This window comes from Paracoccus xiamenensis (genome assembly GCF_011308835.1).
GTDB classification, from domain to species: domain Bacteria; phylum Pseudomonadota; class Alphaproteobacteria; order Rhodobacterales; family Rhodobacteraceae; genus Paracoccus; species Paracoccus xiamenensis.
Genome location: NZ_JAAOHY010000002.1, coordinates 1 through 12,337, shown reverse-complemented (window position 1 = coordinate 12,337; position 12,337 = coordinate 1). Strand labels below are relative to the sequence as shown.

The following is a 12,337-nucleotide window of genomic DNA, read 5'->3' as shown; positions in this document are numbered from 1 at the left end:
ATGTTGAAAGCACAACCCGCAGCGACCGCATGTCCCTTTTCCGCGCAGGCCCGCGCTTTCGATCCGTTTGGCCCGGCCTACAGCGCCGATCCCGCCGAGGCGCTGCGTTGGTCGCGTGACGCCGAGCCGGTGTTTTTCAGCGAGGCCATGGGGTACTGGGTTGTCAGCCGCTATGACGACATCAAGGCGGTGTTTCGTGACAACATCACCTTCTCGCCCGCCAATGCGCTGGAAAAAATCACCCCCGCCACGCCCGAGGCGCTGGCGGTGCTGAAGCGCGAAGGCTACGGCATGAACCGCACCCTGGTGAATGAGGACGAGCCCGCCCATATGGCGCGCCGCCGCCTGTTGCTGGATGCCTTTGCGCCCGAGGCGCTGGCGGCCCACGCCCCCATGGTCCGCAAGCTGGTGCGCGCGAAATTGGACGCGATCATTGATCGCGGCCATTCCGATCTGGTCGAGGACATGCTGTGGGACGTGCCGCTGACGGTGGCGCTGGAATTTCTGGGCGTGCCGGAAGACGACATGGTGACGCTGCGCGGTTTTTCGGTCGCGCATACGGTCAATACCTGGGGCAAGCCCACGCCGGAACAGCAGGTCGCCGTGGCCGAAGGCGTGGCGAAGTTCTGGAACTATTCGGGCGAGGTGCTGGCCCGGATGTCGGCGCAGGTCGATGCCGGCGAAGACGTGCATGGCTGGATGTACGACATGATCCGTCAGAACCGCGAATTTCCCGAAATCGTCACCGACAGCTATCTGCATTCGATGATGATGGCGATCATCGTGGCCGCGCATGAAACCACGGCGCTGGCATCGGCCAATGCGCTGCGGCAATTGCTGACCCACCGTGCCCAGTGGCAGGCGATCTGCGACGATCCCGCCCTGATCCCGGCGGCGGTCGAGGAATGCCTGCGCCATTCCGGGTCGATGGTGGCATGGAGGCGGATCGCCGCGAAGGATGCGCAGGTCGGCGGCGTGACCATTCCGAAGGGCGGCAAGATCCTGATGGTCATGGCCTCGGCCAACCACGACCCGCGCCATTTCGAAAACCCCGACCAGCTGGACATCTGGCGCGACAATGCCGCCGATCACCTGACCTTCGGGTATGGCGCGCATCAATGCATGGGCAAGAATATCGGCCGCATGGAAATGGCGATCATTCTGGAGGAGCTGACGCGGCGCATCCCGCATCTGCAACTGGAAGCGCAGGACTTCACCTATCTGCCCAATATCTCTTTGCGCGGCCCTGAGGCGTTGCGGGTGCGCTGGGACGTGGCGCAGAACCCCGAACGCGCCGATCCGGCGCTGCGTGAAGGGGGGCGGGATTTTCCGGTCGGCGCGCCGGATCGCAAGGCGATCGTGCGGCAACTGACGGTTTCCGATGCGGCGGAGCTTGCTGACGGGGTGTTGGGGATCACGCTGACCGATCCTTCGGGCGCGCCGCTGCCATCCTGGACACCCGGCGCGCATATCGACATCGTACTGCCCGAGGGCGGCAGCCGGAAATATTCGCTGTGCGGGCCTGCGGGGTCGGGGGATTGGCGCATCGCCGTGCTGCGCGACGAAGCGGGGCGCGGCGGCTCTCGCTGGATGCACGACCACGCCCGCGCCGGCGCAGCCCTGCGGGTGCGCGGGCCGCATAACCATTTCCGGCTGGAGGAAGACGCCCCCCACCACATCCTGATCGCGGGGGGCATTGGCATCACCCCGATCATGGCCATGGCCGACCGGCTGCGGGCGCTGGGGCGCGACTATGCGCTGCATTACGCCGGGCGCGCGCGGGGGCGGATGGCCTTTCTTGACCGCGCCCGCGCCGATCACGGCGAGCGGCTGCATCTGCATGTCTCGGAAGACGGGGGCCGCGCTGATCTGGCGGCGCTGGTGGCAGACGCGCCGGCGGGCAGCTTTATCGCCGCCTGCGGGCCGGCGCGGCTGCTGGACGCGCTGGATGTGCTGGTGGCGGCCCGGCCCGATTTGACGCTGCGGTTTGAACATTTCGCCAGCGATGACAGCGCCGCCGATATGGCCTCGGGCCAGCCATTCCAGGTCGTCTGCGCCGATAGCGACCTGACCCTTGACGTGCCCGAGGATCGCAGCCTGCTGCAGACCCTTCGCGCCGCCGGGTTGGACGTGCCCTCAGACTGCGAGGAAGGGCTTTGCGGCAGCTGCGAGCTGGCCGTGGCGGCGGGCGAAATCGACCACCGCGACCGCGTTTTGACCGCCGGCGAACGGGCTGGCGCGGACAGGATCATCACCTGCTGTTCACGGGGAAAAGGCAGGCTGGTGCTGAAAATATAAGCCCCGACAAAACAGGTTCACTGGGAGGTAAGAACCATGAAGACCACCATCACCGCCAGCATTCTGGCGATGACCATTGCCGCGCCTGCGCTGGCGGAAACCCGGCTGTCGCTGAGCCATTACCTGCCGGCGGTGCACGGCATCCACACCGATTTCATCGAGCCGTGGACAAAGCAGATCACCGAATGCACCGGCGGCGAAGTCACCTTTGAAATCTTCCCCGGCGGCACCCAGAAGGGCAATGTCGCCAAGCAGCAGGAACAGGTTCTGGCGGGTGTTGTCGACATCGCGCATGGGCTGTCGGGCATCCCGCGCGGGCGGTTCAACCGGACCTCGCTGGTCGAAATGCCGTTCCTGACCCGCAACGCGGGCGCTGCGACACATGCGCTGTGGTCGCTTTATGGCGAGGGCGAGCTGGGCGATGAATACAAGGGCCTGAAGGTGCTGGCGCTGCATGCCCATAATGGCGGGCTGCTGCACACCAATGGCAAGCATGTCGAGACGATGGAGGACATGAAGGGCCTGCGCATCCGCACGCCATCGCCGCCGGTATCGGAAATGCTGACCTTCCTCGGTGCGACCCCGCAGGGCCTGCCGCCGGGCGAGGTTTACGAAAACCTTCAGCGCAAGGTCATCGACGGCACGGTCTTCCCTTGGGATCCGGTCAAAAGCTTCGGGCTGAACGAGGTGCTGACCGACCACCTGGATATGGGTGCCTATACGGTGTCGTTCTTCTTCGTGATGAACCAGGCGAAATATGACGGGCTGCCGGAAAACGTGCGGACTTGTATCGATCAGGCCTCGGGCGATGCGCTGGTGCCGAAATTCGGCGACTGGTGGGACAAGTGGGATGCCGCCGGCCGCGAAGAGGCCGAGGCCGCAGGCCACACGATCACCGTGCTGTCGGATGAGGAACGCGACCGCTGGCGCGAGGCGCTGAAGCCGATGGCCGAGAAATACATCGAGACGATGAAATCCGAAGGCGTCGAGGACGCGGACGTTCTGTATCAGAAATTTCAGGACAAGGTCGCCGAATTCGAGGCAACCAAGCCCGCGCAATAAGCCGGGTCACAGGGGGCGCGGCAGGTCTGCGCCCCCTTCTTTTGCGAACAGGACAGCACATGCCCAAGTTACTGCGCCGCATCGACGGCCTGATCGAGATTTTGGCCGTGATCGGCCTTTTGGCCTATTCCGCCGCGGCGCTGATCAGCGTTGCCGATGTGATCGGCCGACGAATAGGCACGCCCGTTCCGGGTGTCGTCGACCTCGTCCAGCTTTTCATCATGGCGGGTGCGTGGCTGTCGATCCCTTGGGGCTTCACGGTTGGCGGTCATGTTGGCGTCGATTTTCTGGTCGATCGGATGCCAGAGGGCTGGCAGCGGCTGCTGCGCGGGCTGGCTGCGGTGGCCGCGATGGTGCTGATGGCGCTGATCTTGTGGAAATGCAGCGAGGCATATCGGTTGCAGGTCATGCTGGGTGACAAGTCGCAGCAGCTTGGCATTCCGATCAGCCTGTACTGGCTGCCGCTGCTGATCGGGGTCGGGGCCTCGATCCTGGCGCTGATCCCGATCCTGTTGCGGCTGGTCATGAACCTGCCGCTGACCCGCAACGCAGCACATTGAGGCGATGATGTCGACACCTTTCCTCGGTCTGGCCGGGTTTCTTCTGACGCTGGCGCTGATCGCGTTCGGCTTTCCGGTTTCCATCGCCATGGCGGTCGTGGGCCTTGGCGGCATCGCGCTGAGCGGCGGCTGGGATCAGGCCGCTTACGTCCTGTCCACCGCGCCGTTCGAGGCGATCTTTCCCTATTCCTTCAGCGTCATCCCGCTTTTCGTGCTGATGGGCGTCTTTGCTGCCCATGCGGGGCTGTCGCGGTCGCTGTTCGACCTGATAAAAGCATTTGTCGGCCATTGGCGCGGCGGGCTGGCGGTGTCGACCGTCGGCGCGTCCGCCGTGTTCGGGGCGATCTGCGGGTCGTCGCTGGCCACGGTCGCCACCATCGGCCGCGTCGCCATGCCGGAAATGCGGCGCTATGGCTATGACGACAGCCTTGCCTCGGCCTCGGTCGCGGCGGGGGGGACGCTGGGGGTGTTGATCCCGCCCTCGATCATTCTAGTGATCTTCGGGCTCCTGACGCAGACCTCGATCGGGGCGTTGTTCATGGGTGCGATCCTGCCGGGCGTGCTGGGCGCGGTGTTGTATGCGCTGGCGGTGATCGTCCGGGCGCGGCGCAATCCGGCGCTGGCACCCGCCGGGCAGCGCAGCCCATGGGGGCGCCGGATCGCGTTGCTGGGCCGGGTCTGGCCCGTGATGCTGCTGTTCGGCATGGTGATCGGCGGCATGCAGCTTGGCTGGTTTTCCCCGACCGAGGCCGCCGCCGTGGGCGCGGTCGGTGCCTTTCTGCTGGCGCTTGTGATGGGCGGGCTGAGCCTGCCGGTCCTGCGCGAGGTCGCCCGCGAAACCGCAGCCCTGACCGGCATGATCTTTCTGATCCTGATCGGCGCGGCCTTCTTCAACTTCTTTCTGGAAACGACCGGGCTGCCGCGCATGCTGGCCGAAACCATCGGCCAGTCAGGCCTGCACCCGACGGTTGTCATGGTGCTGATCCTGATCTTCTATGTCATCCTCGGGTGTTTCATGGATTCGATGTCGATGATCCTGCTGACCGTGCCGCTGTTGGCGCCGGTCGCGGTGGCGCTGGATTTCAACATGGTCTGGTTCGGCGTGCTGGTGGTGACGGTGGCCGAAATCGGGCTGATCACGCCACCTGTCGGGATGAACCTGTTCGTGGTGCAGGCGACCGCGCCGGGGCTGCGGCAGGAAACCGTCATACGCGGCATCCTGCCCTTCATCGTGGCCGACATTCTTCGGCTGGCGCTGCTGCTGTTCTTTCCCTGGCTGGTCGTGGCCGGGTTCTAGGCCAGCTCGGCCACGATGGCCTGCGCCGCGGCGCGCGGGTCGGTCGCCTGCCAGACCGGGCGGCCGACGACGATATGATCGGCACCGGCGGCGATTGCCGCTGCCGGGGTTTCCACCCGCTTCTGATCGCCAAGTGCCGCGCCCGCGGGCCGCACACCCGGCGTCACGATCAGACGGCCCGCCGACTGAGGCAGGGCGCGGATCGCTGCGGCCTCGCGCGGCGAGGCGATGACACCGTCGGCGCCTGCCTCGAACGCGCGGGCGGCGCGCTCGACGGTGATGTCATGGATGTCGCCCGGCACGATCATCGAGGCATCCAGATCGGCCCGGTCCAGCGAGGTCAGCACCGTCACCCCGAGGATCTTCGTGTTCGATCCCGCCGCGCCTTCCTTGGCGGCACGCACGACCTGAGGGTCGCCGTGGACGGTCAGGAAATCCAGATCGAACTGTGCAAGGCCGCGCACAGCCGCCTCGACCGTGGCGCCGATGTCGAACAGCTTCATGTCCAGAAAGATGCGCTTGCCGTGTTCGTCCTTTAGCTCGCGCGCAAGGGCCAGCCCGCCGCCGGTCAGCATTCCAAGGCCGATCTTGTAGAAGCTGGCCGCATCCCCGATGCGTTCGGCCAGTTCCAGCCCGGCCACCGCATTACCCACATCCAGCGCCACGATCAGACGGTCATCCATTGCTATCCCCTTATTGCCCAGTTCCGCTTGTATTTCCTGCCCCGGCTGTCCACGCTGCGGCGCAAGACATTTACCGGAGAATACCATGCCCAGCCAGTCGATTACCGAGTTCCTGACCGAAAATTCCGCGCTGATCCTGATCGCGGCCCTGATTTTCATTTCCGTGATGCTGGCCGTCCGCATCGTGCCACAGTCGGAAAAATACGTGGTCGAGCGGTTCGGCAGGCTGCGCGCGGTGTTGGGGCCGGGCATCAACTTCATCCTGCCCTTCGTGGACCGCGTGAAGCACAAGATCTCGATCCTTGAGCGCCAGCTGCCCAGCAGCACGCAGGACGCGATCACCGCCGACAACGTGCTGGTGCAGGTCGAAACCAGCGTCTTCTATCGCATTCTGGAACCGGAAAAGACTGTCTACCGGATCCGCGACATCGATGCGGCGATCTCGACCACCGTGGCGGGGATCGTGCGGTCCGAAATCGGCCAGATGGAGCTGGACCAGGTCCAGTCGAACCGCGCCCAGCTGATCGAGAGGGTGAAGGAATCCGTTGCCAATGCGGTCGATGACTGGGGGGTCGAGGTGACGCGGGCCGAGATTCTGGATGTGAATCTGGATGACGCCACCCGCGCCGCCATGCTGCAGCAGCTGAACGCCGAACGCGCCCGCCGTGCGCAGGTGACCGAGGCCGAGGGCAAGCGCCGCGCGGTCGAACTGGCCGCCGATGGCGATCTTTACGCCGCCGAACAGCAGGCCAAGGCCAAGCGTATCCTGGCCGAGGCAGAGGCATTTGCCACCACCGCGATTTCCGAAGCCATCGCCAAGGGCGGGCTGGAAGCGGCGCAGTATCAGGTGGCGATGAAGCAGGTCGAGACGCTGGCCAAGATCGGGCAGGGCTCTGGCAAGCAGACGCTGGTGCTGCCGGCAAATGCGGTGGAAGCGCTTGGTGATGCCTTCAAGATGCTGCGGGGGGCGGTCAAGTGATCTGGCAAGGCGGCTGGTTCTGGATCATCGTTGCCGCCGTGTTGGGCCTGGTGGAGGTGCTGGCCCCCGGCTATGTCTTTCTGGGCATTGCGATTGGCTGCGCGGTCGTCGGTCTGGCATTGATGGCGGGCGTGGCCGCCCCCAGCCTGCCAGTCCTGCTGATCGGCATTGCCGTGCTGTCAGGCATCGCCTGGCTGATCCTGCGCCGCTTGGTCGGTGTGCGCAAAGGTCAGGTCCGCATCTGGGACCGCGACATCAACGACGACTGACAGGCGACAGATTCCCGGCCTCGCCGGCTTGCAGCAAGCGGACTCCTTTCCCATCTATTCGAACGAGACCCGGACCGTGCCGTGCCAATGCGGGCGGCACAAAAGCCGGGGGCTGAGAAGGAGATGTCCATGGATATGGAAAAATTCACCGAACGGTCGCGCGGGTTCATGCAGGCTGCGCAGACCATTGCGATCCGCGAACAGAACCAGCGGGTCGTGCCGGAACACCTGCTGAAGGCCCTGATGGATGACGATCAGGGATTTGCATCCAATCTTATCAACAAGTCCGGCGGCGATGCGCAGGTCGTGCGTATGGCCGTCGATCAGGCCGTGGCCAAGCTGCCGAAGGTGAATGGCGGGGACGGTCAGGTCTATGTGGACCCCTCGCTTGTGCGCGTGCTGGATGAGGCCTCGAAGCTGGCCCAGAAGGCTGGCGACAGCTTCGTGCCCGCCGAGCGCATCCTGACCGCGCTGGCGATCGTGAACACCAATGCCCGCGACGCGCTGCAGAAGGGCGCGGTGACCGCGCAGGCGCTGAACGCCGCCATCAACGACATCCGCAAGGGCCGCACCGCCGATACCGCAAGCGCCGAAGACAGCTATGAAGCGCTGTCGAAATACGCTCGCAACCTGACCGAGGCCGCAGTCGAGGGCAAGATCGACCCGATCATCGGCCGGGACGAGGAAATCCGCCGCGCCATGCAGGTGCTGAGCCGCCGGACCAAGAACAACCCGGTGCTGATCGGCGAACCCGGCGTCGGCAAGACCGCGATTGCGGAAGGCCTCGCCCTGCGCATCGTCGATGGGGATGTGCCCGAATCCCTGCGCAACAAGCAGCTTTGGGCGCTGGATATGGGCGCGCTGATCGCAGGCGCGAAATATCGCGGCGAGTTCGAGGAGCGGCTGAAATCGGTCCTCAAGGAAATCGAAAACGCCGCTGGCGAAATCATCCTGTTCATCGACGAACTGCACACGCTGGTCGGTGCCGGCAAGACCGATGGCGCCATGGATGCCGCGAACCTGATCAAGCCTGCGCTTGCGCGGGGCGAGCTGCATTGCGTCGGCGCCACCACGCTGGACGAATACCGCAAATACATCGAAAAGGACGCGGCCCTGGCCCGGCGTTTTCAGCCGGTGATGGTGGAGGAACCCACCGTCGAGGATACGATCAGCATCCTGCGCGGCATCAAGGAGAAGTACGAACTTCACCACGGGGTCCGCATCACCGATGCCGCCCTGGTGGCTGCGGCCGAACTGTCGAACCGCTATATCACCAACCGCTTCCTGCCCGACAAGGCCATCGACCTGGTGGACGAGGCTGCCAGCCGTCTGCGGATGGAAGTGGACAGCAAGCCCGAAGAACTGGACCAGCTGGATCGCCAGATCCTGCAGATGCAGATCGAGGCCGAGGCGCTGAAGAAAGAAGACGACGCGGCCTCTCGCGACCGGCTGGAACGGCTGGAAAAGGATCTGGCCGATCTTATGGACAAATCCAGCGCCATGTCTGCCCGCTGGCAGGCCGAACGCGACAAGCTGGAAGGTGCGCGCGGGCTGAATGAACAGCTGGACCGCGCCCGGGCCGAACTGGACCAGGCCAAGCGCGAAGGCAACCTCGCCCGCGCGGGGGAACTGTCCTACGGCATCATTCCGGGGCTGGAAAAGCAGCTGGCCGACAGCGAAACCAACGCCGACGGGGTGCTGGTCGAAGAAGCCGTGCGGCCGGAACAGATCGCCGAGGTGGTCGAACGCTGGACCGGTATCCCGACCAGCAAGATGCTGGAAGGCGAGCGTGAAAAGCTGCTGAAGATGGAAGAAATCCTGGGCCAGCGGGTGATCGGTCAGGACGAGGCCGTGACCGCGGTTTCGCGGTCGGTGCGCCGTGCGCGCGCGGGCCTGAATGACGAAAACCGCCCGCTGGGCAGCTTCCTGTTCCTTGGCCCGACCGGCGTCGGCAAGACCGAACTGACCAAGGCCATGGCCGAATACCTGTTCGACGATGAACATGCGATGATCCGCATCGACATGTCGGAATACATGGAGAAGCACTCGGTCGCCCGCCTGATCGGCGCGCCTCCGGGTTATGTCGGCTATGACGAGGGCGGGGCGCTGACCGAAGCCGTGCGCCGCCGCCCCTATGCGGTGATCCTGTTCGACGAAGTCGAAAAGGCCCATCCCGACGTGTTCAACGTGCTGTTGCAGGTGCTGGATGACGGGCAACTGACGGACGGGCAGGGCCGCAAGGTCGACTTCAAGAACACGCTGATCGTGCTGACCTCGAACCTGGGCAGTCAGGCGCTGTCGACGCTGCCCGACGACGCCGATTCAACTGCCGCACGGCGCGAGGTGATGGAGGCGGTGCGGGCCCATTTCCGCCCCGAATTCCTGAACCGCCTGGATGAGATGATCATCTTCCGCCGCCTCACGCGCGAGAATATGGACGGCATCGTCCGCATTCAGCTGTGGTTGCTGGAACAGCGCCTTGCGGCCCGCAAGATCACGCTGGATCTGGATGACAAGGCGATGACCTGGCTGGCCGATGAAGGCTATGATCCGGTCTTCGGCGCACGTCCCCTGAAGCGCGTGATTCAGCGCGCCTTGCAGGACCCGCTGGCGGAAATGCTGCTGTCGGGTGAAGTGCTGGACGGCCAGACCGTTCATGTCAGCGCGGACGAAAACGGGTTGCTGGTCGGCAATCATGTCGGCCATGCCGGTCACAAGCTGGGCGCGGTCGGCGAGGGTCCGAAAGACGCAACGCTGCACTAAGCCGGCCTTGACGATGCGATGCCCCCGCCAGAAATGGCGGGGGCCTTCGGTTTCCGCGCGCTATTTCAGCGTCCAGGTTGTCTGCCCAAAGGTGACCTCGCGACCATCCATGGTTACGTTCTGGCAAGCAGACGGAAAATCACGCTCGGCCGTTTGAAGGGCCCGGCAAAATGTCGACCCGTCCCACATCCATTTTGAGGCCGTGATCGCCTTGCCGTCCAGTGTCCCGACGATCTGGCCGGCGGCATTGACGACGATTTCGTCCCCACCGCGAACCATCGGCTTATCTGCGACGGCGTCCCGGAACTGCTGTTCGTTTGCGATCATCATGGGCTCTGCGGCGACACCATGGGCCATGAAGCCGGAAACGACGCAGATAATGGCAGTCGTCTGTCTTTGCATTGCAGTATCCCCCCACTATCGGGCGGAGCAATTTGGCAGTCGCTGCATCGGCCCCCACCCTGCCGATTCTGTTGTTATTACAAGGTAATTTACACGATTTTGTCGTGACCTGCCCCATGCGGTTTGACGGGGCGCGCGGCGGGGGCAGTTCGGGCGGCAGCTGTTTGGGCGTCAAGGAGCCGCTGCGCCGGTTGCCGTGCAGGATGGCGCAAACGCTTTTGTGACAACTCTTTTCTTGGTGGCCGCCCGCCTTGTCGGGCATGATGGCCTTAACAGGATTGCAGGAGAGCGCGATGAAACTCGGCTGGGCTGATGTTACCCCGGAGAGCGTTTGGCTGAACAGACGCGCCTTCGTTACTGGCGCGGCCATTATGGCTGCCAGTCCGGCGCTTGCGCTCAGCGGCAAGCGGTCGGCCTTTTCTACGGATGAAAAGCCGAACAGCTTCGAGGAAATCACCAACTACAATAACTTCTACGAGTTCGGCTTTGACAAGGAAGACCCGGCGCGCCACGCCGGGGCGTTGACCACTGATCCGTGGTCCATCGAAATCGGCGGCATGGTCGACCGCCCCGGCAGCTATGGCGTGGAAGACCTGGCGCCGGAGAACGCGCTTGAAGAACGCATCTACCGCCTGCGCTGTGTCGAGGCGTGGTCAATGGTCATTCCCTGGCTGGGGGTGCCTCTGTCGTCGGTCTTGAACAAGGCCGGCGTGCAGTCTGGCGCGAAATACGTCGCCTTTGAAACCCTGCTGCGCCCGTCTGAGATGCGGGCCCAGAATGGCGGCGGCATCGATTGGCCCTATCGTGAGGGGTTGCGGCTGGACGAGGCCATGCACCCGCTGACGATCCTGGCAACCGGGCTTTATGACAAGCCGATGCCGAACCAGAACGGCGCCCCGATCCGTCTGGTGGTGCCGTGGAAATACGGCTTCAAATCCATCAAATCGATCGTGAAGATCACTCTGACCGATGGCGAGCCGCCGACCAGCTGGAAGATGCTGCAATCGAACGAATACGGCTTCTATGCCAATGTGAACCCGACCGTGGATCACCCCCGGTGGAGCCAGGCGACCGAGCGTCGGATCGGCGCGGGGCTGCTGGGCGGGCGACAGGAAACGCTGATGTTCAACGGCTATGGCGATCAGGTCGCCAGTCTCTATGCCGGCATGGATCTTGCGCAGAATTACTGATGCAACGCGCGAATCTCTTTCTGCGGCGGATCCCGGAATGGGCGGTCTGGCTGGCTGGTGCGCTGCCATTGGCGCTGCTGGTCTATGATACGCTGAACGGGGGGCTTGGCGTCGACCCGGTGCGCGACATCGAGCATCGCCTCGGCCGCACGGCGCTGTATTTCCTGATCGCGACGCTTGCCGTCACCCCGATCCGCAAGCTGTTCCGCATCAATGCCACCCATCTGCGCCGCGCGCTTGGCCTGCTGAGCTTCAGCTACGCCTGCCTGCATCTGGCGTCCTGGATCGTCTTCAACATGGGGCTGTTGTGGCAGCAGATGCTGAAGGACGTGGTGAAGCGTCCTTATCTTGTCTTCGGGATGCTGGCCTTCGTTGCGCTTCTGCTTCTTGCTTTGACGTCGAATCGATTCTCGATTCGGCGGCTGGGGCGGAACTGGCTTCGTCTTCACAGACTGATCTATCCTGCGGCAATTCTGGCCTGTCTGCACTGGCTTTGGGCGCTGAAACTGTGGACCGGATGGCCGCTGTTCTGTGCGAGTGTGATTCTGGTGCTGCTTGGGGTGCGCCTGCCTGCGGTCGGGCGGGCCATCAAGAATTACCAAGTAAAATCAGCATGATATGATTTTATTTCGATTTTGTGTCGGAATTGGGTTGCGGGTTCTGCGCTGCCCGCCTAGATACCCGCTCACCGAAACGGACTGGCGGGAACGCTGGAAGGGGACGGGGAGGCGCGAAGGTGCTGCGGACGAAAAAGTTGAGATTGTGTCTTGACGGATTTGGAAGTGGTTCTTAAGTAGGGCTTCTGCTTCGGGAACGGGGCAACAATCTGGAAGC

At 63.9% G+C, this 12,337-nt stretch carries 11 protein-coding genes; 9 read left to right on the top strand and 2 right to left on the bottom strand.

The window, feature by feature from the left end:
* From G7044_RS06845 to G7044_RS06830, 4 genes are read left to right on the top strand one after another with little or no spacing between them, the layout of a single operon-like run.
* Positions 1-2,298 (top strand): cytochrome P450/oxidoreductase, encoded by a 2,298-nt coding sequence (locus G7044_RS06845; RefSeq protein WP_166327487.1) that lies wholly within the window; start codon positions 1-3, stop codon positions 2,296-2,298.
* Positions 2,299-2,334: 36 nt separating this feature from the next.
* Complete coding sequence (locus tag G7044_RS06840; protein ID WP_166327485.1) at positions 2,335-3,360, top strand: TRAP transporter substrate-binding protein; 1,026 nt, start codon at positions 2,335-2,337, stop codon at positions 3,358-3,360.
* 59 nt (positions 3,361-3,419) lie between these two features.
* A complete protein-coding gene (locus G7044_RS06835; RefSeq protein WP_166327483.1) occupies positions 3,420-3,920 on the top strand; it encodes a TRAP transporter small permease in 501 nt (166 codons plus the stop codon).
* A 4-nt stretch (positions 3,921-3,924) separates the two neighbouring features.
* Complete coding sequence (locus G7044_RS06830; protein ID WP_235931197.1) at positions 3,925-5,217, top strand: TRAP transporter large permease; 1,293 nt, start codon at positions 3,925-3,927, stop codon at positions 5,215-5,217.
* On the opposite strand, the gene pyrF is transcribed toward G7044_RS06830, so the two are convergent.
* The gene (gene pyrF / locus G7044_RS06825; protein WP_166327481.1) at positions 5,214-5,900 is read right to left on the bottom strand and encodes an orotidine-5'-phosphate decarboxylase; all 687 of its coding nucleotides are present in this window, start codon (positions 5,898-5,900) and stop codon (positions 5,214-5,216) included. The two genes, G7044_RS06830 and pyrF, sit on opposite strands and share 4 nt — an antisense overlap.
* 85 nt (positions 5,901-5,985) lie before the next feature.
* On the opposite strand from pyrF, the gene G7044_RS06820 reads away from it, so the two are divergent.
* The 3 genes from G7044_RS06820 (at position 5,986) to clpB (ending at position 9,911) form a co-directional block, all read left to right on the top strand.
* Entirely contained in the window at positions 5,986-6,879 is an 894-nt protein-coding gene (locus tag G7044_RS06820; protein WP_166327479.1) for an SPFH domain-containing protein, read from the top strand.
* On the top strand, positions 6,876-7,148 hold the full coding sequence (locus tag G7044_RS06815; protein WP_166327477.1) for an NfeD family protein: 273 nt from the start codon (positions 6,876-6,878) through the stop codon (positions 7,146-7,148). The genes G7044_RS06820 and G7044_RS06815 overlap by 4 nt, the downstream gene beginning before the upstream one ends.
* A 129-nt stretch (positions 7,149-7,277) precedes the next feature.
* Positions 7,278-9,911, top strand: a complete 2,634-nt coding sequence (gene clpB / locus G7044_RS06810; RefSeq protein WP_166327475.1) for an ATP-dependent chaperone ClpB — start codon at positions 7,278-7,280, stop codon at positions 9,909-9,911.
* A 60-nt stretch (positions 9,912-9,971) separates the two neighbouring features.
* Here clpB and G7044_RS06805 read toward each other — a convergent pair whose 3' ends face one another.
* Positions 9,972-10,241, bottom strand: a complete 270-nt coding sequence (locus tag G7044_RS06805) for a hypothetical protein (protein WP_166327473.1) — start codon at positions 10,239-10,241, stop codon at positions 9,972-9,974.
* A gap of 365 nt (positions 10,242-10,606) precedes the next feature.
* On the opposite strand from G7044_RS06805, the gene msrP reads away from it, so the two are divergent.
* Complete coding sequence (gene msrP / locus G7044_RS06800; protein ID WP_166327471.1) at positions 10,607-11,503, top strand: protein-methionine-sulfoxide reductase catalytic subunit MsrP; 897 nt, start codon at positions 10,607-10,609, stop codon at positions 11,501-11,503.
* The gene (locus G7044_RS06795) at positions 11,503-12,120 is read left to right on the top strand and encodes a protein-methionine-sulfoxide reductase heme-binding subunit MsrQ (protein ID WP_235931196.1); all 618 of its coding nucleotides are present in this window, start codon (positions 11,503-11,505) and stop codon (positions 12,118-12,120) included. The genes msrP and G7044_RS06795 overlap by 1 nt, the downstream gene beginning before the upstream one ends.
* Positions 12,121-12,337 lie beyond the last annotated feature (217 nt).